The sequence below is a fragment of the Faecalibacterium sp. AF27-11BH genome (genome assembly GCF_003603005.1).
GTDB lineage: Bacteria > Bacillota > Clostridia > Oscillospirales > Ruminococcaceae > Faecalibacterium > Faecalibacterium taiwanense.
The window spans coordinates 37,878-58,974 of record NZ_QVGS01000012.1 but is presented as its reverse complement, the minus strand read 5'-3'; the positions used below and the strand labels follow the sequence as shown (position 1 = coordinate 58,974).

General features: G+C 57.3%; 15 protein-coding genes and 1 other annotated feature. Of the genes, 7 read left to right on the top strand and 8 right to left on the bottom strand.

Translation table 11 applies throughout. The annotated features are described in order from the left end of the window. Positions 1 to 58: 58 nt before the first annotated feature. Together DWY76_RS11205 and DWY76_RS11200 are read right to left on the bottom strand one after the other, a co-directional pair. Positions 59 to 2,494, bottom strand: coding sequence for a glycosyl transferase (locus tag DWY76_RS11205; protein ID WP_120081373.1), 2,436 nt, complete (start codon positions 2,492 to 2,494; stop codon positions 59 to 61). Between the two features lie 16 nt (positions 2,495 to 2,510). Continuing rightward, entirely contained in the window at positions 2,511 to 2,672 is a 162-nt protein-coding gene (locus DWY76_RS11200) for a hypothetical protein (protein ID WP_165852630.1), read from the bottom strand. Positions 2,673 to 3,013: 341 nt separating this feature from the next. Here DWY76_RS11200 and DWY76_RS11195 point away from each other — a divergent pair, with 341 nt between their 5' ends. The 4 genes from DWY76_RS11195 to DWY76_RS11180 all read left to right on the top strand — a co-directional run bounded on the left by DWY76_RS11195 (position 3,014) and on the right by DWY76_RS11180 (position 7,486). Continuing rightward, positions 3,014 to 4,021 (top strand): LacI family DNA-binding transcriptional regulator, encoded by a 1,008-nt coding sequence (locus tag DWY76_RS11195; RefSeq protein ID WP_120081372.1) that lies wholly within the window; start codon positions 3,014 to 3,016, stop codon positions 4,019 to 4,021. A gap of 85 nt (positions 4,022 to 4,106) precedes the next feature. Then, positions 4,107 to 5,543, top strand: a complete 1,437-nt coding sequence (locus tag DWY76_RS11190) for a twin-arginine translocation signal domain-containing protein (RefSeq protein ID WP_207665852.1) — start codon at positions 4,107 to 4,109, stop codon at positions 5,541 to 5,543. 102 nt (positions 5,544 to 5,645) lie between these two features. Further along, on the top strand, positions 5,646 to 6,617 hold the full coding sequence (locus tag DWY76_RS11185) for a sugar ABC transporter permease (RefSeq protein ID WP_120081371.1): 972 nt from the start codon (positions 5,646 to 5,648) through the stop codon (positions 6,615 to 6,617). A 2-nt stretch (positions 6,618 to 6,619) separates the two neighbouring features. Then, entirely contained in the window at positions 6,620 to 7,486 is an 867-nt protein-coding gene (locus DWY76_RS11180) for a carbohydrate ABC transporter permease (RefSeq protein WP_044953743.1), read from the top strand. A 145-nt stretch (positions 7,487 to 7,631) separates the two neighbouring features. Here the strand turns inward: DWY76_RS11180 and DWY76_RS11175 are convergent, their stop codons facing one another. Both DWY76_RS11175 and DWY76_RS14520 read right to left on the bottom strand, forming a co-directional pair. Next, on the bottom strand, positions 7,632 to 8,921 hold the full coding sequence (locus DWY76_RS11175) for an O-acetylhomoserine aminocarboxypropyltransferase/cysteine synthase family protein (RefSeq protein ID WP_120081370.1): 1,290 nt from the start codon (positions 8,919 to 8,921) through the stop codon (positions 7,632 to 7,634). Between the two features lie 113 nt (positions 8,922 to 9,034). Next, entirely contained in the window at positions 9,035 to 9,166 is a 132-nt protein-coding gene (locus tag DWY76_RS14520; protein WP_005942280.1) for a hypothetical protein, read from the bottom strand. Between the two features lie 392 nt (positions 9,167 to 9,558). Between DWY76_RS14520 and DWY76_RS11170 the strand changes: the two genes are divergently transcribed. Next, positions 9,559 to 10,290 (top strand): biosynthetic peptidoglycan transglycosylase, encoded by a 732-nt coding sequence (locus tag DWY76_RS11170; protein WP_243112021.1) that lies wholly within the window; start codon positions 9,559 to 9,561, stop codon positions 10,288 to 10,290. A gap of 184 nt (positions 10,291 to 10,474) precedes the next feature. Here DWY76_RS11170 and DWY76_RS11165 read toward each other — a convergent pair whose 3' ends face one another. The 4 genes from DWY76_RS11165 to ftsH all read right to left on the bottom strand — a co-directional run bounded on the left by DWY76_RS11165 (position 10,475) and on the right by ftsH (position 17,267). Continuing rightward, complete coding sequence (locus DWY76_RS11165) at positions 10,475 to 13,738, bottom strand: ABC transporter permease (RefSeq protein ID WP_243112019.1); 3,264 nt, start codon at positions 13,736 to 13,738, stop codon at positions 10,475 to 10,477. Positions 13,739 to 13,743: 5 nt separating this feature from the next. Beyond that, a complete protein-coding gene (locus tag DWY76_RS11160; protein ID WP_005942271.1) occupies positions 13,744 to 14,448 on the bottom strand; it encodes an ABC transporter ATP-binding protein in 705 nt (234 codons plus the stop codon). Positions 14,449 to 14,621: 173 nt separating this feature from the next. Then, on the bottom strand, positions 14,622 to 15,257 hold the full coding sequence (locus DWY76_RS11155) for a hypothetical protein (protein ID WP_044953740.1): 636 nt from the start codon (positions 15,255 to 15,257) through the stop codon (positions 14,622 to 14,624). A 171-nt stretch (positions 15,258 to 15,428) separates the two neighbouring features. Beyond that, positions 15,429 to 17,267, bottom strand: coding sequence for an ATP-dependent zinc metalloprotease FtsH (gene ftsH, locus DWY76_RS11150; protein WP_097780940.1), 1,839 nt, complete (start codon positions 17,265 to 17,267; stop codon positions 15,429 to 15,431). A gap of 235 nt (positions 17,268 to 17,502) precedes the next feature. Continuing rightward, positions 17,503 to 17,770 (top strand) — a binding site (T-box leader). A gap of 250 nt (positions 17,771 to 18,020) precedes the next feature. Between ftsH and DWY76_RS11145 the strand changes: the two genes are divergently transcribed. Both DWY76_RS11145 and leuC read left to right on the top strand, forming a co-directional pair. Further along, positions 18,021 to 19,673 (top strand): 2-isopropylmalate synthase, encoded by a 1,653-nt coding sequence (locus DWY76_RS11145; protein ID WP_120081367.1) that lies wholly within the window; start codon positions 18,021 to 18,023, stop codon positions 19,671 to 19,673. A 164-nt stretch (positions 19,674 to 19,837) separates the two neighbouring features. Continuing rightward, the gene (gene leuC / locus DWY76_RS11140) at positions 19,838 to 21,097 is read left to right on the top strand and encodes a 3-isopropylmalate dehydratase large subunit (RefSeq protein ID WP_005942255.1); all 1,260 of its coding nucleotides are present in this window, start codon (positions 19,838 to 19,840) and stop codon (positions 21,095 to 21,097) included.

Below are 21,097 nucleotides of genomic sequence, written 5' to 3'. Positions count from 1 at the left end.
TAGGAGAAGTGTTCGGATTTTTTGTATTCTTCGGAAAATTGAACGAATGCAGTAAAGGTTATCCCATGGTCACCTGCACCTCTACCACAGCACCTTCTGGTGCCAGCGGCAGCAGGCTGCCCTCAATGGACTTGCCATCCACAGCGACGCTCTTCACACCGTACTGGACTGCAGCGGTATTATCCACTGCAATGTGATAGGTTGCGCCCCGGTAGCGGCGGGTAACGGTGAAGCCGCCCAGCGTGTGTGGGATACAGGGGTCTACCTTCAGGCCGTCCAGCGTGGGCTGGATGCCAAGGATATACTGGCTCACATTGAAGAAGGTCCATGCGGCAGTGCCGGTCAGCCAGCTGTTCTTTGCTTCGCCAAAGGTGGGGGCATCCTTACCGGCCACCATCTGGCTGTAAACATAGGGTTCGGTGCGGTGGATCTCGGAAATATCCTCGATGTAGGCCGGGCATGTCTTGCGGTACACCTCAAAGGCCCGGTCGCCATGCCCCAGAACGGCTTCGGCACAGCTGATCCACGGATTGTTGTGGCAGAAGATACCGGCGTTCTCCTTGTATCCCGGAGGATAGCTGGAAATTTCGCCCAGATTGAGCTGATAACTGGTGTATGCAGGTTGGTGCAGAACCACACCGTACTTGGTATCCAGCCGTTCCTCTACGCTCTTCAATGCCTGCGCGGCCTGACCGGTCTCCTTGCCAATGCCAGCCATGACGCACATGCCCTGCGGCTCAATGAAGATCTGGCCCTCAGTACACTCCTTGCTGCCAACAGGCTTGCCAAAAGCATCGTAGGCGCGGCGGAACCATGCGCCGTCCCAGCCAGAGGTCAGGGCCGCCTGTTCCACGCCGTCCACGGCCTTGCGGGCCGCAGCGGCTTCATCGGCAAGGTTCAGGTGGTCGCACAGTTCGGCGTACTCGTGGCCGTACTTGACGAACATGCCCGCAATGAACACGCTTTCGGCCACAGGGCCTTCGCTGGGACCGGTGATCTGGAAGCTCTCACCCGGGTGCTCCGAGAAACAGTTCAGGTTCAGGCAGTCGTTCCAGTCGGCGCGGCCAATAAGCGGCAGGCCGTGGGGGCCAAGGTGGGTGACGGTAAAGTTGAAGCTGCAGCGCAGATGCTCCATCAGGCTCTGTGCCTTGCTGGCATCATTATCAAAGGGCACCTGCTCGTCCAGAATAGACCAGTCACCGGTCTCGCGCAGATAGGCGGCAGTGCCGGCAATGAGCCACAGCGGGTCATCGTTGAAGCCGGTGCCGATATCGCGGTTGCCTTTCTTGGTCAGGGGCTGATACTGGTGGTAGGCGCTGCCATCCTCAAACTGGGTGGCGGCGATATCCAGAATGCGCTCCCGTGCGCGGGACGGAATGATGTGTACAAAGCCCAGCAGATCCTGACAGCTGTCGCGGAAGCCCATGCCGCGGCCGGTCCCGCTTTCAAAGTAGCTGGCCGAGCGGCTCATATTGAAGGTGACCATACACTGATACTGGTGCCAGATGTTCACCATACGGTCCAGCTTTTCCTCGCCGGATTCCAGATGGTAGGTGGAGAGCAGAGCTTCCCAGTGGTCGGCCAGCGCCTTGCGGGCCGCGTCCACCTGTGCATCGGTGGCATAGCGTGCGATCATGGCATGGGCACGCTCCTTGTTGATAACACCGGGAGCCGTGAACTTTTCTTCCTGTGGGTTCTCGATGTAGCCCAGACCGAAGAGGATCTTCTTTTCCTCACCCGGTGCAAGGGTGACATGGATGTGCAGCGCGCCCACCGGTGCCCAGCCGTGGGCGATACTGCCGGAGCAGTGCCCGGCGCGGACGGCCTGCGGGTCTGCAGGGCCGCCATACACACCGCAGAAGGCATCGCGGGTGGTATCAAAGCTGGTAACGGGCGTATTGCTCCAGAATACTGCATAGTGATTGCGGCGCTCACGGTATTCCGTCTTATGGTAGATGATGGCCGGCTCCACCTCCACTTCGCCGGTGGAGAAGTTGCGCTGGAAGTTGGAGCTGTCGTCAATGGCATCCCACAGGCAGAACTCCACATAGCTGAACACATCCAGCTCTTTTATGGCATCCGTCTTATTTTTCAAAGTCAGGCGGTCCAGCTCACAGGCATCGCCGGTGGGCACGAACAGCTCCTGCGCAGCGGAAACACCGTTCTTCTCACCCTCCAGAATGGTATAGCCCAGACCGTGGCGGCAGGCGTAGCTGTCCAGCTCTGTCTTGGTGGGCTGCCAGCCGGGGTTCCAGACGGTATCGCCATCCTTGATGTAAATGTGGTGGCCGTCCATATCCAGCGGGGAGCTGTTGTAGCGGTAGCGGGTCAGGCGGCGCATCCGGGCGTCGCGGTAAAAGCTGTAGCCGCCCGCCGTGTTGGAGACAAGACTGAAGAAATCCTCGCTGCCAAGGTAGTTGATCCAGGGCAGAGGCGTGCGCGGGGTGGTGATGACATATTCTTTGCGTGCGTCATCAAAATGGCCGAATTTCATAAATGCTTCCTCCTTATCAGCTGCCGGTAGCCCCGGCGGCATCGCTTTTGCGAAAACGATTAAGGCAGACGATCAAAGCATTCTCTTTGCTTCTAGCATAGCCCAAGCAGGCCAAAAAAGCAAGAGGATTTTCTAAAAAAATTCTGAAAGTATCTTTCATAAATACGTATGTTTCCATGATTTTCAGAAAATTTATTTCAAGCACGCTTTTTGTGCTTCCTGTAAGCGAAAACGCTGAAACACAATTTATAGGTAATATTATATACGGCGAAAATCGTAACGAAACCGCAACGAAAATCTTTTGATTTTAACCGAAATGTAACGAAATCCATCCAAGGTGCACAATTTCGGTTCTTCAGAAACGAACAAAACGCCAAAATTGAGCCAAAAGCAATGAAAGTTATTCTTTTGAGCTTGATTTTTCGTACAAAATACGCTATCATGAAATTGCGAAAACGATTAAGGACTTGACGGAGAACATCCCCCGTAAAACGTTCTTCGGAAGGAGGCAAACGAGCGATGCCGTCCCTGAAAGATCTGGCAAAGGAATGCGGCGTATCGGTGGCAACGGTCAGCAAGGCGCTGAACGACCAGCCGGATATCTCGCCTGCCACACGAGAACGGGTGCGGGCCGCAGCGCACCGTATGGGCTACCTGCCCAATGCTGCCGCCCGTTCCTTGAAAACAAACCGTACTTACAATCTGGGCGTTCTGTTCGTGGATGAACGGCAGAGCGGTCTGACCCACGAATACTTTTCCGCCGTACTGGACAGCTTCAAGGTGGAAGCCGAGAAACACGGCTACGACATCACCTTTATCAACCACAATATCAGCGGCAAAAGCATGAGCTACCTTGAGCACTGCCGCTATCGCAATGTGGACGGCGTGGTGATCGCCTGCGTGAACTTCTACGAGCCGCAGGTGGTGGAGCTGGTGAACAGCGAGGTGCCGGTGGTCACGATCGATCATGTGTTCAATAACCGCATGGCGATCCTCTCGGATAACGTTTTCGGCCTGAAGGCACTGGTGCGGCAGGCATGGGCCTGCGGCCACCGCCGCATCGCCTTTATCCACGGCGAAAAAACCGCCGTTACCGAGAACCGCGTTGCAGGTTTCTATCAGGCCTGCGAAGAGCTGGGCCTGAAGATCCCGGAAGCTTATGTGCGGGAGGGCATCTACCATGATGCTGACCGCTGTGCCGCCGAGACCAAAGCGCTGCTGGAGCTTCCGCAGCCGCCCACCTGCATCATCTTCCCGGACGATTTCTCCGCGCTGGGCGGCTACAACGCCATCAGCGAAGCGGGCCTTTCGATCCCCGAGGACATCTCGGTGATGGGCTACGACGGCATCTACCTTTCCCGGGTGGTCAAGCCTCAGCTGGTGACTTACCAGCAGAACACCGCCGCGCTGGGCCGCACGGCTGCCGACAAGCTCATTGAGCTGATCGAGCATCCAAGAGTGACCCTGCCCGAACAGATCCGCGTTTCCGGCAAATTGCTGGACGGCGGGTCGGTCAGCATTCTTTAATATGTCTCTAAAGGCTCTTGCTACGGAACCTTTTATGAAGAACACTTTTGTAAATAATGGAAAACCATGAAGGAGGTTTACCCTTATGAAAAAGATCTCTCGCCGTAATTTCCTGCTCGCTTCCGGTGCCGTGACCATTGGTGCAGCTCTGGCTGCCTGTGGTGGTTCTTCTTCCACCAGCACCGCTTCTTCTGCTCCGGCTTCCTCTGCTGCTTCCGCTGCTCCCGCAGCACAGGGCAAGGTGCTGAACATCTGGTGCTGGAATGATGAGTTCCAGAGCCGCTTCAACGACTACTATCCGGAAGTTTCCGAGATCGCAGCCGACAAGTCCACCACCACCCTGAAGGATGGCACCGTTGTGAAGTGGACCATCAATGCCAACGAGAACAACAACTATCAGAACAAGCTGGACGAAGCCCTGCTGAGTCAGGACAGCGTTGCTGATGACGACAAGATCGACATCTTCCTGATCGAGGCTGACTATGCTCTGAAGTATGTGGATTCCGATTACGTTCTGGATGTCAAGGCAGACATCGGCCTGACCGACGACGATCTGGCTGGCCAGTACCAGTACACCAAGGACATCGTTAGTGTGGACGGCAGCCAGCGCGGCACCACCTGGCAGGCAACTCCCGGTCTGTTTGCATACCGCCGCAGCATTGCCAAGGATGTTCTGGGCACCGATGATCCCGCCGAAGTGCAGACCTACCTGTCCGACTGGGATAAGTTCAATGATGTAGCTGCACAGGCAGCTGCCAAGGGCTACAAGATGCTGTCCGGCTTTGATGATGCATACCGCACCTTCTCCAACAACGTGGCAGCTCCGTGGGTCACCGGCACTACCGTTACCGTTGATGAGAACATTATGAAGTGGGTCGATCAGACCAAGGAGTACACCGATAAGGGCTATAACAACAAGTCCAGCCTGTGGGACAGCCAGTGGGCAGCCGATCAGGGTCCCACCGGTAAGGTGTTCGGCTTCTTCTACTCCACTTGGGGCATCAACTTCACCCTGCTGGGCAACTCTCTGGAGACTCCTGTCGCTGAGGGCGGCAAGGAAGAAGTTGGCAACGGTATCTACGGCGATTACGCTGTGTGCGAAGGCCCTCAGCCCTACTACTGGGGCGGCACCTGGATCTGCGGCGCAGCCGGCAGCGACAACATCGAGACCATTAAGGATGTTATGCAGAAGCTGACCTGCGATGAAGCCATCATGAAGCAGATCACCATGGATACGCAAGACTACACCAACAACGAGAAGGCTATGAACGAGATCGCAAACAGCGATTACAGCTCCGCTTTCCTGGGCGGCCAGAACCACATCGCTCTGTTTGCAGAGGCTGCAGCCAAGATCGATATGTCCAACGCCGGTCCGTACGATCAGGGCCTGAATGAGAGCTTCCAGAATGCATTCAAGGATTACTTTACCGGCAACGTGGACGAAGATACCGCAAAGGCAAACTTCGAGACCGCTATCAAGGAGAAGTATCCTGAGCTGACCGACGTGGTGTGGCCCGCATAATAGCAGCCGACCCTAAAACGGAAAAGTGAATACGCAGGGGCGGGCCGGACGCTGTTCCCGCCCGCCCCTGTTCTTTCCGCAAATTTATCAGGAGGCGATCCTATGGGAGAAAAGAAAAAGAAAGGGTCGATCAGCTACGCGAAATGGGGCTACATCTTCATTGCGCCGTTCTTCATCATCTTCGCGGTATTCCAGCTGATCCCTCTGGCATCCACCATTTACTACAGCTTTTTTGAATATTACCGCAGCGGCCTGAAGATCATTGGCCCGAACTTTGTGGGCCTGAAAAACTACATTACCCTGTTCGCAACCGATCTGCCCAAGTACTTTGGCAACACGCTGATCCTGTGGATCATCGGCTTTATCCCGCAGATCGCCATTTCCCTGTTGCTGGCAACATGGTTCACCGATCTGCGCCTGAAGTTGAAGGGCCAGACCTTCTTCAAGACGGTCATCTACATGCCCAACCTGATCATGGCCTCCGCCTTTGCAATGCTGTTCTTCGCACTGTTCTCGGACAACGGCCCGGTGAACGCCGTGCTGCAGAGCATGGGCTGGATCAAAGAACCCATCAGCTTTTTGAACACCGTGTGGGGCAACCGCGGGCTGATCGGCCTGATGAACTTCCTGATGTGGTTCGGCAACACTACCATCATGCTGATGGCTGCGATCATGGGCGTGGATCCCACCCTGTACGAAGCGGCTGAACTAGACGGCTGCACTCCGAACCAGATGTTCTGGAAGATCACCATTCCGCTGATCCGTCCCATCCTTGTTTACGTCATGATCACCTCCATGATCGGCGGCCTGCAGATGTTCGATGTGCCGCAGATTTTGACCAACGGCAAGGGCGGCCCGGACCGCACCTCCACCACCATGATCATGTACCTGAACAACCACCTGTTCAGCAAGAACTACGGCATGGCCGGTGCAGTCTCGGTGGTGCTGTTCCTCGTGTGTGCAGTGCTGTGCGTTGTGGTCTACTTCTCCCTTACCAAGGAGGATGACGGCCTGACCCGCGCCCAGCGCAAAGAACTGAACGCCGCCAAAAAGGCAGCAAAAGGAGGGAAATGATTATGGCACACACTCCTAGAAATCAATCGGAAAAAGCAACACTGGCTGCACGCCGCGCATGGTGTTATCTGGTGCTGGTGCTCATCAGCTTTTTGTGCCTGTTCTTCTTCTATGTGCTGGTGATCAACTCCACCCGCACCCACTTCGAGATCCAGAAAGGCTTCTCGATGCTGCCGGGCAAATCGCTCATCACCAACTTCCAGAACGTGCTGGCCGATGCTAACATCCCTGTCATCACCGGCATCCGCAACAGCCTGATCGTCTCCGCCTGCTCGGCGGCGTTCAGCGTGTATTTCTCGGCCTTGACGGCCTACGGCATCTACGCCTATAACTTCAAATTCAAAAAGGCCGCGTTCGCCATTATCCTGCTGATCATGACCATGCCCACGCAGGTGTCCGCTCTGGGCTTTTTGCAGCTCATCACCAAGATGGGCCTGAAGAACAGCTTTATCCCGCTGATCCTGCCCAGCATTGCAGCGCCCACCGTGTTCTTCTTCATGAAGCAGTATCTGGACGCTTCCCTTCCCATGGAGATCGTAGAGGCTGCCCGCATCGACGGTGCAGGCGAGTTCTACACCTTCAACAAGATCGTGCTGCCCATTATGAAGCCCGCTCTGGCAGTGCAGGCCATTTTCTCCTTCGTGGCCAGCTGGAACAACTACTTCATTCCCGCTCTGGTGCTGGACAGCGCCGACAAAAAGACCCTGCCCATCCTGATCGCACAGCTGCGCAGTGCAGACTTCCTCAAGTTTGATATGGGCAAGGTTTACATGATGGTGGCTATCGCCATTCTGCCCGTCATCATCGTGTACCTGCTGCTTTCCAAGTTCATCGTCCGCGGTGTTGCTTTGGGCGGCGTGAAAGGCTGACGGCATTTTGCCGCAAACAACAAGAGGGTCCCGGAGAAAATTCCGGGACCCTTTTGCTGTGTTTAGGATATAAGGAATTTTTGGAAGAGATCAGGAGAAAAAACAAGGCATACACATTCTGTCGGAGGTTTTAAGGGGATAAGATTTACTCGCCGCGGACGGCTGCGAAACCTGCTTCCAGATCAGCAATGATATCGTCGATGTGCTCAGTGCCGATGGACAGGCGGATGGTGTTCTGATAGATCTGCTGCTCGGCCAGCTCTTCGTCGTTCAGCTGGCTGTGGGTGGTGGAAGCCGGGTGGATGACCAGACTCTTCACATCAGCAACGTTTGCCAGCAGGGAGAAGACCTTCAGGTTATCGATGAACTTGAATGCTTCCTCGCGGCCGCCTTTGATGTTGAAGGTAAAGATGGAAGCACCGCCATTGGGGAAGTACTTCTCGTACAGGGCGTGATCCGGGTGATCCGGCAGGGAGGGGTGGTTGACCTTCTCCACCTGCGGGTGGTTTGCCAGAAACTCGACTACCTTCTTGGTGTTCTCCACATGGCGCTCGATACGCAGGCTCAGGGTCTCGGTACCCTGCAGCAGCAGGAAGGCGTTGAACGGAGAAATGGTGGCACCGGTATCACGCAGCAGGATCGCACGGATGTAGGTGACAAAAGCTGCGGGGCCTGCTGCATCGGCAAAGGAAACGCCGTGGTAGCTGGGGTTGGGGTCAGCAATGTTGCCGAACTTACCGCTTGCCTTCCAGTCGAACTTGCCGCTGTCCACGATGATGCCGCCCAGCGTGGTGCCGTGGCCGCCGATGAACTTGGTGGCGGAATGGACGACGATATCTGCGCCGTGCTCAATGGGACGGATCAGGTACGGGGTGCCGAAGGTGTTATCGATGACCAGCGGCAGGCCGTGCTTGTGCGCGATGGCTGCAATGGCATCGATATCGGGGATATCGCTGTTGGGGTTGCCCAGAGTTTCCAGATAGACGGCCTTGGTGTTGGGCTGGATGGCATTCTCCACCTCAGCCAGATCGTGTGCATTGACAAAGGTAGTGGTGACACCGAACTGGGTCAGGGTGTGCTCCAGCAGGTTGTAGCTGCCGCCGTAGATGGTCTTCTGAGCCACGATGTGGTCACCGGCCTGTGCCAGTGCTTCGATGGTGTAGGTGATGGCAGCGGCACCGGAGGCGGTTGCCAGAGCAGCCACGCCGCCCTCCAGAGCAGCGATGCGCTTCTCGAACACGTCCTGCGTGGAGTTGGTCAGGCGGCCGTAGATGTTGCCGGCATCTGCCAGACCAAAGCGGTCTGCTGCGTGCTGGCTGTTGCGGAACACATAGGAAGTGGTCTGATAGATAGGCACTGCGCGGGAATCGGTTGCGGGATCGGCCTGCTCCTGGCCAACGTGAAGCTGCAGGGTCTCAAATTTATAGTTAGACATAGTATTTTACCTCTCCATTTGTACTTTTAGTATAATTTTCTGATACAAAAAAATCCCGATGCGTGATACATAAGCGCACCGGGCAAACACAATTCAAAGCGATTCTGTCAACGTCACATTCGGGTACACATTCGTGCACAGCAAGAGGGCATCGTACAGTTCACAGCAAGATGTTCTGCCCGGTCACCGCACATTCGCCCACAGCGGAAGTTTGCATGCAGCAGGTCGTTCCAAATCAGCTTCATATCCGTGCCCTCCTTTCCCGTAAAACTCTTTCCCACTCATCTACAAACCGGCACCTCTATCTGCTCTGTACCGGGAAGCAAAACCTTTGCTTTCTTTTTCCCACTAGGTTTGTGGATTTGTTGTTTGCATTATATTCTCTCTTACCCAGTTTGTCAATAGGTTAATTCCAGTTTTTTTCAAATTGAGTTTTCTGCACGATGGGCAGCCCGCATTTGCAGCATCCCGTTGTGCAGTTCCAACAGGAGTAACACTTCTGCTTCTTCGAAAATTTTTATTTTTCCATTGATAAAACCTTAAAATTTTATTGTTATACTAAAGCTGTTCCTTGCAAACGCCCTGCAAATCGTTTATTATGGTAGCGTTCTTTTTTATCATCAAAGGAGTTTTTTCGATGCTGCATCGTTTCTTTCATTTTTTAAAGCAGAGCCTGCTCGTTGTTCTTTGCATCCTGCTGCTTGGCGGGCTGCTGGCAGGCGGCTGGTTCTTTTATCAGGGCAGGCAGCTGTACCGCAGTGCCGCCAGCAGTTACCCAGTGGCTTCCATGTACGACACCATCTGTGCCCGCGGGAGCTATACTTCCTACGATGCGCTGCCGCAGATCTATATTAACGCAGTCATCTGCACCGAGGACGAGCATTTTATGACCCACAAGGGCATCGACCCGGGGGCCATTGCCCGCGCCCTGCTGGCCGACCTGCGCACCCACTCGCTGGCTGAGGGTGGCAGCACCCTGACCCAGCAGCTTGCCAAGAACGAGCTGTTCACGCAGGACAAGCATCTGGCCCGCAAGGCTGCCGAGATGCTTGCTGCTTTTGATATTGAAAAGACCTACTCCAAGCAGCAGATCTTTGAGATGTACGCCAACACCATCTATTTTGGCAGCGGGTATTATGGCATTGCAGAAGCTGCCGAGGGCTACTTTGGCAAGGAACCGGCCCAGCTGACCGATGCCGAAGCGATCTATCTGGCGGGTATGCCCAACGCGCCTTCCACCTACGCCAGCAGCCCGGAGCTTGCCTTCAAGCGGATGCAGGTGGTGCTCAAGCGGATGGTCAAATGCCGCGTGCTCACCAAGCAGCAGGCCGATGCCATTGCCGCAGATGCTGAAAACTTAACGGTTTAAACAAAACACCGCGCCCTGTCTGCTGCGGATCAGACAAGGCGCGGTGTTTTGTTTTGCGGTATTTGATTTGGTAAAGGAGGAATCATGTTACCCGTTCAGGCGGTTGCGGCCCCGCCTGTCGGTAGCATTATCATACCAAAGAATTTCTGCGAAACCATGTTCTTTTTATGAAGATTTTGTAAACTCACTCCGGCGCTTTCATGCTTTCCACCATGCTGATATGCCGCACATGCCGCCGCATGGCAAAGCACACCACAAAGGTGAACAGCATCGTCAATGCCACTGCCAGCAGATAACTGTGGGGTGCAATGGTGCGAATAAACATCAGCTGATCCATTTCCACGGTCAGGACGATGAACCGGTGCAGCGGCACGCCCAGCAGCAGGCCCACGCCGGAGCCGATGAGGGACAAAAGCTCGATCTCGCGGAAGATGTAGCGGTACACTTCTTTGTCATAGAAGCCCAGAACCTTGATAGTGGCAAGCTCCTTTTTGCGCTCGGCAAGGTTGACGCTGATCAGGTTGTACAGCACCACCGCCGCCAGCGCCGCCGCGCACACGATGATCAGCACCACCACGTAGTTCAGGCTGCCGATCAGGCTGCCGAACATGGAGGTGGTGTCCTCGGTGAAGCTGACGCTGCTCACATAGTTGCAGTCCAGCAGCTTTGTGCGCAGGGCGTTGTACTCCGCCTCGGTGGTACAGCCGGTCAGGCCGTACACAGTATTCCACTCCGGCGTGCTGCCCAGCAGGGCCTGCAGCTGCGCATTGGAGAGATACAGCCGGGTGAACATGTAGTTCTCGGTAATGCCGGTCAGGGTCAGCGGCACGCGGCTCCCGTCTGCAGCCTCCACATAGAACGTATCGCCCACGCTCAGCTCCAGATTCAGGGCCGTTTTTTCGGTCAGGATCACGCTGTCCTCTTCAAAGGGAATGGGGTCGTGGCCCACCCGAGTGCGGAAGGTGAAGTATTCGGTCATCCGGGCATCGTCCTCCGCGCCTACGATGCTGACGTCGGCGCTCCCGCCCTCTTCATTATAAAGGGTGGTGGACTTTGTGTAGAACGCGCCCCAGCTGCGGACCGCACTGCTGCTGTCCAGCGTGTCGGCAAGGCCCTGCTCCATGGTCAGCGCCTTTTCATCGCTGAGCGAGATGGTGAGATCGTTGTGGGTCAGCTGCCCGGACTGCTTGTCCACGATGGGCAGGATGGAATCCTGAATGCCAAAGCCGATCAGCAGCAGCGCCGTGCAGCCCGCCACGCCCAGCACTGTCATGAAGAAGCGCTTTTTGTAGCGGAACAGGTTGCGGGCAGTGGTCTTTTGGGAGAAGCTCATGTGCTGCCACAGCGGGGTGATGTACTCCAAAAAGATGCGCTTGCCTGCCACCGGGGCCCGGGGCAGCAGCAAAGCTGCAGTCTTTTCCTTCAGGCTGGCACGGCAGGCGTTCCATGTAGCAAAACCGATGACGGCCGCGCTGATGGCTACGCTGGCTGCCGCCATGCCGGGGTAAAAGTGCAGCGTAAAGGTGGACATGCTGAAGATCATCTGGTAAGCATACCAGATGATGAGCGGGAACACCACAAAACCGATGACCATGCCCACGATGCTGCCCAGCACACTGGCGCTGAGGGCATAGAACAGATACTTGCCTGCGATCTTTGCGTTGGAGTAGCCCAACGCTTTCAGAGTGCCCAACTGCAGGCGGTTCTCGTCCACCATGCGGGTCATAGTAGTAGTGGCCACCAGCGCCGCCACCAGGAAGAAGAACACCGGGAACACCCGTGCAATGGCATCCATGCGGTCGGCATACTGCTCAAAGGTGACAAAGCTCACGGTGGAGCTGCGGTCCAGCACATACCACTCGCCGCTCTTGATCTGGCTCACCTGCTCCTCGGCATCGTTCAGCTGGGCAAGGCCGTCGGCCAGCTGCTGTTCGGCATCGGCCTTCCGGCTCTCGTACTCCGCGCGGGAATCGGCCAGCTGCTGCACGCCGTCGTTGTACTGCTGCCAGCCTTCGTCCAGCCGGGTGCGAGCCGCATCAAACTGGGTGTAGGCTGTGGCCGTGCCGGTGGTGAGCTGCAGCTGCCCCTGCAGAAGCTTTACCTTCATCTGGCGCAGTGCTGCCTTTGCCTCAGTCACCAGCTGCTCGTTGGAAAGGCTGGGCGAAGAGATCAGCCCCTGTGCATACATCTGGCGCTTGCCCTCGTCCAGCTGGGCCTGATAGCCGTTCAGCTGGCCGCTGATGTTGTCGTAAGCATCCTGCGCCTTCTGCAGGGCATCCCGCAGGTCGGTGTATTCCTCGTCGGCGGGCTCGGCCTCGTCCAGCGCCTTCTGCGCGTTGTGCAGAGCCGTTTCTGCATAGCCCAGCAGCGGGTCGGCCACCTTTTTCAGGTTCACCAGCATCTCGATCTGCTGCAGCTGATCCTCAAATTCCAGCAGTTGTTCCTCGCCGCTCACCAGCTCGTCCGCACCGCCCTGCATGGTGTCCGGCAGGGCCTTTTTGTTGGCGGCAAGCTCCGCTTCGCCCGCGTCCAGCTGGGCTTTGGCGCTGTCCAGCTGTGCCTGTGCATCGGCCAGCTGCTGTTCTGCCTCCGCAAACTGACGGTCTGCTTCGGCTTTTTTGTCGTTGTACTCGGCCCGGGCATCGGCCAGCTCTGCACTGGCATCCTCGATCAGCTCCGCCCGCCGGGCCGTGCACTGTGCGCCGCTGATGGCCTTTACCCTTGCGGCTGTGTCATCCACTGCTGCCTGATACGCGTCCGAGTAATTATCATACAGGCCGGCATTTTTTACTTTGAGATAGCACGCCGTATAATAATCCATGGTCAGGCTGCCCTCCGGCAGGAACACAATATCATCCAGCTGGCCGTCACCGGCGGTGCTGCTCTCCTTGTCCGTGGAAAAATGCTGCGGGTCCTGCACGGTGCCCACTACCGTGAACTGCTTCCGGCTCACATGTTCGGTGTCCTCCGGCAGGGTGAGCACAGTACCCGGTTCCACCGGGTCGCCGTAGCCCATCACATGCACCACGCACTCATCCGGGGCCTCAGGCATCCGGCCCGACAGCAGCACCAGACGGTTCATATTTTCTGCCGTGTCGGCCCCGGGGTCGGCGGGCAGCTGCTGCAGGCGCACCACCGCCGTCTCGCTCTGGCCCTGCCACTGGGCCTCCATGTCCTGATATTTCACCGGCTGCACAGCCTCCACGCCGTCCACGGCGGCAATGGCGGCAATGTCCTCCTCCGAAAGGCCCAGCGTGGACAGCACCCGCAGGTCGAACACGTTCTGCTGCACGTAGTATTTCTGCCCGGCGATGCGCATGCTGGGCGCAAAACTCATCAGGCCGGTCAGCATCATCACGCCCAGCGCTACGATGCCGAACAGCGAGACCATGCGGCTCAGGTTGTCCTTCATTTCCCGCAGGATGTTTTTACGATAACTTTTCAGCACAGCTCTCACCACTCAATCTCCTGCACCGGCACAGGGTGCTCGTTGACCTGATTGGAGACGATCTTGCCGCTGCGCACCTGAATGATGCGGTCTGCCATCGCCGTCAGGGCGGTGTTGTGGGTAATAACGATCACCGTGCGGCCGGTGCGGCGGCAGGTATCCTGCAAAAGGGCCAGCACCTGCTTGCCGGTCTTGTAGTCCAGTGCACCGGTGGGCTCGTCGCAGAGCAGAAGCTTGGGGTTTTTGGCCAGTGCGCGGGCAATGGACACCCGCTGCTGCTCGCCGCCGGAAAGCTGGGCCGGGAAGTTGTTCAGCCGCTCTCCCAGACCCACACTGCGCAGGGTCTCTTTGGGGTCCAGCGGGTCGCGGCAGATCTCGCTGGCCAGCTCCACATTCTCCAGTGCGGTCAGGTTCTGCACAAGGTTGTAGAACTGGAACACAAAGCCCACATCGTACCGGCGGTAGGTGGTGAGCTCTCTGGCGGTAAAGTGGCTCACGTTCTGGCCGTCCAGCCAGACGTTGCCCTCGTCGCAGCTGTCCATGCCGCCAAGGATATTCAGCAGGGTGGTCTTGCCTGCGCCGGAGGGCCCCACGATGATGCAGAACTCCCCCTTATCCACATAGAAATTCAGGTGGTCTGCGGCGGCGATCTTCACACTGCCGGTCTGATAGTATTTGCAAACGTCCTCAAACTCCACAAAATGCTCCATGGCGTTTTTTCCTTTCTATCGGGAATGCATACTGTTTCAATTTAACTATAACATCTCCCGGCAGACTTTGCAAAGACATCTGCGCAAATTTTCAAAAACTTAACAGAAAAGCGCAAAAAGGGCCGCTGCACATCCCTGCGTGCAGCAGCCCTTTCATCATTTGATCTCAGCGGTCAGCGCCCCACGATCAAATCGCGGCGGCAGCGCAGGCCCACGGTGAGGAAGGTGTTTTCGCCCAGTCGGCGCAGCACCACGCGGTCGGTGCCCTTCTGACCCTCCACCAGCAGAGACAGGTTCAGGGTGGTGGAGCCCTTCTCGGTCTGGACCACCAGCGTGCTCACACCCTCGTTCAGCAGGGTCTGCATGTCCTGCACGGTGGTGCGGAAGGTAGCAGAACCAGCGGGCACATCCAGCGTCAGCACGCTGTCCTTCTGGCGGGCAGTGTACAGCACTTCTCTGCCGAACAGGCCCTTGACGGTGTAGCGGGCCTCGCTCTTTTTTGCCGCTGCATCTGCGGACGGGGCAGCCAGCTCATCGCCGGAGATCAGCATGATATTGCCCTGAATGGGGTTTCCCTCCGGTGCGCCGTAGCCGCCGTAGGTGGGGTCCTTTTCGCCGATCGCCACATCGGCGCTGTGCAGGGCGATATCCCCCTGCACCATCTGCTCCTGCGGGGGCAGATAGCCTGCGGCAGCAGGGTCGTTGATGTCTGCCTCTGCGGCAAATGCGCCCACGCTCAGCATGGCGGCAGCACCCAGCACTGCAGCGGTGGTGGTGACGGTACGGACAAATTTATGGTTCAGTTTCATTTGGAATACCTCCGTTGACGGCGGTTTTACACCGCACATTTTTGTTTTGTGGAAAACCATGGTCTGCCATGCGGTGTAATACAAAACCGCCGCATCTGTCTTATAAACGGATGCGGCGGCGGGATTATTGCAGCAGGCTAAAAAAAATTTTTGGCAGCTCTGCCGCCGGGGTCACTGGGCCTGTGCCGGTTCCCGGTTCAGGATCTCCATGAACTCCTCGCCGGTGATGGTCTCCTTCTGGTACAGATACTGTGCCAGCTCGTCCAGCTTGGCGCGGTTGTCGGTCAGGATGCGGACAGCCTTTTCGTGCTGGGCCTTGACCAGCTCCACCACCTTCTGGTCGATTTCGCGCTGGGTCTGGGCCGAGCAGGCCAGCGAGGTGTCGCCGCCCAGATACTGGTTGTTCACGGTCTCCAGCGCCACCATGTCAAATTCCTTGCTCATGCCGTAGCGGGTAAGCATGGCGCGGGCAAGCTTGGTGGCCTGCTCAATATCGTTGGAGGCACCGGTGGTGATGGATCGGAACACCACTTCCTCGGCGGCGCGTCCGCCGGTAAGGGTGGCGATCTTGTTTTCCAGCTCTTCCTTGCTCATCAGGTAGTGGTTGCCCTCGTCCACCTGCATGGTGTAGCCCAGTGCGCCGGAGGTGCGGGGGATAATGGTGATCTTCTGCACAGGGGCAGAGTTGGATTGCTTGGCCGCCACCAGTGCATGGCCGATCTCGTGGTAGGCCACGATGCACTTTTCCTTGTCGGTAAGGATGGAGTTCTTCTTCTGGTAGCCTGCAATGACCACCTCGATGCTCTCCTCCAGATCGGCCTGGGTCACGCTCTTGCGGCCTGCACGCACGGCGCGCAGGGCTGCTTCGTTGACGATGTTGGCAAGTTCCGCACCGGATGCACCGGAAGCCATGCGGGCCACGGTGTTGAAGTCGATGCCCGGGGCCAGCGCCACCTTTTTGGCGTGCACTTTCAAAATCTCTTCGCGGCCCTTGAGGTCGGGCAGCTCCACCGGAACACGGCGGTCAAAGCGTCCGGGACGGGTCAGCGCCGGGTCCAACGAATCCGGGCGGTTGGTAGCCGCCAGAATGATGACGCCGGTGTTGCCCTCAAAGCCGTCCATCTCGGTGAGCAGCTGGTTCAAAGTCTGCTCACGCTCGTCGTTGCCGCCGAGATTGCCGCTGTTGCGCTTCTGACCGATGGCATCGATCTCATCGATGAACACGATGCAGGGGGCCTTTTCCTTGGCCTGCCGGAACAGGTCGCGCACCTTGGACGCGCCCATGCCCACGAACATCTCCACGAATTCAGAGCCGGAAATGGAGAAGAACGGCACGTTGGATTCGCCTGCCACGGCCTTGGCCAGCATGGTCTTGCCGGTGCCCGGCGGGCCCACCAGCAGGATGCCCTTGGGCATGGATGCGCCAATGCTCTCGTACTTGCCGGGGTCGTGCAGGTAATCCACGATCTCCTGCAGGTTTTCCTTTGCTTCATCCTCACCGGCCACATCCGCAAAGCGGATGCCGTGGGTGGACTGCACATAGACCTTGACGTTGGACTTGCCCACGCCGCCGAACATCATGGATCCCGGGCCGCCGCCGGCCTTTTCCATCAGCTTTTTGTTCATCTGGTTGCCGATGAAGCTGAACAACAGGATGGGCAGCAGGAACCAGATCAGGAAATTGAGCATCGGCGACCCCTGCTCCACGATCTCGCTGGAAAACTGTGCTCCGGCATCATACAGGCGCTGGGTAAGCTCCGGGTCGTTCATCAGGCCGGTCTTGTAGACCTGCTTTTCCTCTTTATCGGTAAAAATGATCTGATTGGATTCGATATCCACACGGCCGATGTTCTTTTCCTCGGTCATGGTCATAAAGGTACCGTAGTCCACTTCCTCCACCTGACGCTCGCTCATCCACGGCAGCAGCACAAGGTTGAGCAGCAGCAGGACCGCCAGCACGATGGCGTAGTAGATCGCCAGCGGCTTTTTGGAAGGTTTGACTTCTTTCATGTGGCAATTCCTCCTTTGGTTCCTGATGCAAGTAGTATAGCACAGTAAAACCGGGCGCAACAGCAATTCGAGCAGAACTTTCCAAAAACTTAGCAAATTGTTAACATTAACGCCTCGTGCACAATTTTGGGAAATTCTGCCCCTTATTTTGTGAAATTGTTTCATTTTGAGAATGAGTCAGATTGCTTGACACTGCCCGCGAATCATGCTAAACTTAGTCCACTTTGAAAAAAGCACAAATGCGTTGACGGGGAAAAAACGATTTTCTTCTGCGTACAGAGAGCCGCCGGGTGGTGCAAGGCGGGTGCAGAGGGTTTCGGTTACTGGCCCCTGAGCGGCAGGGCTGAACACACAAGTAGGCTCTGACGGATGTCCACCGTTACAAGGACAGCGATTCGCCGCAAAAAGCCGATCGTGCAAAGCGGCTGTGCCCAAAGGCGCAGCAAAGAGAGTGGTACCACGGGTGCCCTGTAGTTTGAACTTTACAGGCTCTCGTCTCTCAAGGTTTTCGCCTTGAAAGACGAGAGCCTTTTCGTATATCTGCCTTTTGGAAGCAGGCTTGCCCTCTCCGTCACGGCTTACGCCGTGCCACCTCTCCCAAAGTGAGAGGCCTTGGCAGTACGGCAAAGTTTTCGGTTTTGCCAAGGGCTCCCCCTTTGGGAGAGCTGTCGAACGAATGTGAGACTGAGAGGGCAAGGACGCTCACAAAGAGCATGGAGCAAGAAGTGTAAATCGTTTGGGAGGACGCACATTATGATGGACGCAACCAAGTACGCTCCGGGTTACTACCCGGTACCCGCAGGCTATGACAGCTGGGTAAAAAAGGATCACATTGAAAAAGCCCCCGCATGGTGCAGTGTGGACCTGCGCGACGGCAATCAGGCCCTGATCGTGCCCATGAGCCTTGAGGAAAAGCTGGAGTTCTTCCAGATGCTGGTCAAGATCGGCTTCAAGGAGATCGAGGTGGGCTTCCCTGCCGCCAGCGACACCGAGTACGAGTTCCTGCGCACCCTGATCGAGAAGAACATGATCCCCGAGGATGTCACCGTGCAGGTGCTGACCCAGTGCCGCGACCACATCATCCGCAAGACCTTCGAGGCCGTCAAGGGCGCACCCCGCGCGGTGATCCACTTCTATAATTCCACCTCTGTGGCCCAGCGCGAGCAGGTGTTCCACAAGAGCAAGGAGGAGATCAAGCAGATCGCCACCGACGGCGCAAAGCTGGTCAAGCAGCTCAGTCAGGAGTATGAGGGCAACTTCCTGTTCGAGTACAGCCCTGAGAGCTTTACCGGCACCGAGGTGGACTATGCCGTGGATGTGTGCAACGCCGTGCTGGACATCATGCAGCCCACCCCGGACCGTCCCATGATCATCAACCTGCCCGTTACCGTGGAAATGAGCATGCCGCATGTCTACGCAAACCAGATCGAGTACTGCGACAAGCACCTGAAATACCGCGACAGCGTGATCATCTCCACCCATCCCCACAACGACCGCGGCACCGGCGTGGCCTGCGCAGAGCTGGCCGTGCTGGCGGGTGCACAGCGGGTGGAGTGCTGCCTGTTCGGCAACGGCGAGCGCACCGGCAACGTGGACGCGGTGACGCTGGCCATGAACATGTACAGCCACGGCGTGGACCCCAAGCTGGACTTCTCCGATATGCCGGACATCTGCGCCACCTATGAGCGTGTGACCCGGATGCACATTTACGAGCGCACCCCCTACGCCGGTCAGCTGGTGTTTGCCGCCTTCTCCGGCAGCCATCAGGATGCCATTGCAAAGGGCATGGCCTACCGCAAGGAGCATGGCGAACACCGCTGGACCTGCCCCTACATCCCCGTTGACCCCCACGACATCGGCCGCACCTACGATGCCGATGTTATCCGCATCAACAGCCAGAGCGGCAAGGGTGGCATCGGCTTTGTGCTGGAACAGAACTTCGGCTACAATCTGCCGCCCAAGATGCGCGAGGCTCTGGGCTACAAGGTCAAGAGCGTTTCCGACCACAGCCACAAGGAGCTGAGCGCAAACGAGGTGCTGCACATCTTCGAGGATGCCTTCCTCAACCGCTGCAAGCCGCTCAACGTTCTGGAAGCCCACTTTGCACAGGTGGGCGGCATCACCGCCACCGTCACGCTGGAGCTGAACGGTCAGCGCAAGGTGGTCACCTCGGTGGGCAATGGCCGTCTGGACGCTGTGGCAAACGCCATCCAGAGCGCCACCGGCATGGAGTTCCACCTCGAGACCTACTCCGAGCACAGTCTGGACGAAGGCTCCACCTCCCGCGCTGCCTCCTACGTCGGCCTTGTCTGGGGCGATAACACCGTCACATGGGGTGCCGGTACGGATACCGATATCATCGTGGCTGGCATCAAGGCACTGGTGAGCGCCATCAATAATAAATAAAGAAACTCCCCCAGTCTGCTTCGCAGACAGCCCCCTCGGAGATGGGGCCCCTGGCAGTGCGGAAAAGCTTCCCGTTTCGCCAGAGGCTCCCTCCTTGAGGGAGCTGGCACGGCGCAAGCCGTGACGGAAGGAGTTCTACCAACAGATAAAAGGAGAGTACCATCATGGGAATGACCCTGACGCAGAAAATTCTTGCCGCACATGCCGGTCTTGCCGAGGTCAAGGCAGGCCAGCTCATCAATGCAAAGCTGGACATCGTGCTGGGCAACGATATCACCACCCCGGTTGCCATCAACGAGTTTGAAAAGGCCGGTTTTGACGGTGTGTTCGACAAAGAACACATTGCCATCGTGCTGGACCACTTTGTGCCCAACAAGGACATCAAGAGCGCAACCCAGTCCAAGCAGTGCCGCGAGTTTGCCAACAAATACGATATCCTCAACTTCTACGATGTGGGCCAGATGGGCATTGAGCACGCCCTGCTGCCGGAAAAAGGCATCGTGACCGCAGGCGACTGCGTCATCGGTGCGGACAGCCACACCTGCACCTATGGTGCACTGGGTGCCTTCTCCACCGGCGTAGGCTCCACCGACATGGCCGCCGGTATGGCCACCGGCATGGCATGGTTCAAGGTGCCCTCTGCCATCAAGTTCGTGCTCAAGGGCAAGTTCGGCCCCCGCGTCTCCGGCAAGGACCTGATCCTGCACATCATCGGCATGATCGGTGTGGACGGCGCGCTGTACAAATCCATGGAGTTCACCGGCCCGGGCGTTGCCAGCCTGACGATGGACGACCGCCTGTGCATCTGCAACATGGCCATCGAGGCCGGTGCCAAGAACGGCATCTTCCCTGTGGACGATGTGACCCGCAGCTACCTCAAGGGCCGCAGCCAGCGTGAGCCGGTGTTCTTTGAGGCCGACCCGGATGCCGAGTACGAAAAGACCATTGAGATCGATCTGGACAAGCTGGAACCCACCGTCAGCTACCCCCACCTGCCCGAGAACACCCACCTTGCCAGCGAGGGCAAGGACATCAAGATCGATCAGGTTGTGATCGGCAGCTGCACCAACGGCCGTCTGGAGGACATGGAAGCCGCCTACAACGTGCTCAAGGGCAAGCACATTGCCAAGGGCGTGCGCGGCATCATCATCCCCGCCACCATGGCCGTTTACAAGGAATGCATCCTGCGCGGCTGGACCACTGCCTTTATTGATGCAGGCTGCATCGTGTCCACCCCCACCTGCGGCCCCTGTCTGGGCGGCTACATGGGCATTCTGGCCGAGGGCGAGCGCTGCGTTTCCACCACAAACCGCAACTTTGTGGGCCGCATGGGCCATGTGAAGAGCGAGGTCTACCTTGCTTCTCCCGCCACCGCCGCCGCCAGCGCACTGACCGGCTGCATCACCGACCCCCGCACGGTCTGA

What these genes read in the sequence shown, in the direction of transcription:
- DWY76_RS11205 (WP_120081373.1), bottom strand. Translation starts at nt 2,494, where the DNA reads ATGAAATTCGGCCATTTTGATGACGCACGCAAAGAATATGTCATCACC.
- DWY76_RS11200 (WP_165852630.1), bottom strand. Translation starts at nt 2,672, where the DNA reads ATGGAAACATACGTATTTATGAAAGATACTTTCAGAATTTTTTTAGAA.
- DWY76_RS11195 (WP_120081372.1), top strand. Translation starts at nt 3,014, where the DNA reads ATGCCGTCCCTGAAAGATCTGGCAAAGGAATGCGGCGTATCGGTGGCA.
- DWY76_RS11190 (WP_207665852.1), top strand. Translation starts at nt 4,107, where the DNA reads ATGAAAAAGATCTCTCGCCGTAATTTCCTGCTCGCTTCCGGTGCCGTG.
- DWY76_RS11185 (WP_120081371.1), top strand. Translation starts at nt 5,646, where the DNA reads ATGGGAGAAAAGAAAAAGAAAGGGTCGATCAGCTACGCGAAATGGGGC.
- DWY76_RS11180 (WP_044953743.1), top strand. Translation starts at nt 6,620, where the DNA reads ATGGCACACACTCCTAGAAATCAATCGGAAAAAGCAACACTGGCTGCA.
- DWY76_RS11175 (WP_120081370.1), bottom strand. Translation starts at nt 8,921, where the DNA reads ATGTCTAACTATAAATTTGAGACCCTGCAGCTTCACGTTGGCCAGGAG.
- DWY76_RS14520 (WP_005942280.1), bottom strand. Translation starts at nt 9,166, where the DNA reads ATGAAGCTGATTTGGAACGACCTGCTGCATGCAAACTTCCGCTGTGGG.
- DWY76_RS11170 (WP_243112021.1), top strand. Translation starts at nt 9,559, where the DNA reads ATGCTGCATCGTTTCTTTCATTTTTTAAAGCAGAGCCTGCTCGTTGTT.
- DWY76_RS11160 (WP_005942271.1), bottom strand. Translation starts at nt 14,448, where the DNA reads ATGGAGCATTTTGTGGAGTTTGAGGACGTTTGCAAATACTATCAGACC.
- DWY76_RS11155 (WP_044953740.1), bottom strand. Translation starts at nt 15,257, where the DNA reads ATGAAACTGAACCATAAATTTGTCCGTACCGTCACCACCACCGCTGCA.
- ftsH (WP_097780940.1), bottom strand. Translation starts at nt 17,267, where the DNA reads ATGAAAGAAGTCAAACCTTCCAAAAAGCCGCTGGCGATCTACTACGCC.
- DWY76_RS11145 (WP_120081367.1), top strand. Translation starts at nt 18,021, where the DNA reads ATGATGGACGCAACCAAGTACGCTCCGGGTTACTACCCGGTACCCGCA.
- leuC (WP_005942255.1), top strand. Translation starts at nt 19,838, where the DNA reads ATGGGAATGACCCTGACGCAGAAAATTCTTGCCGCACATGCCGGTCTT.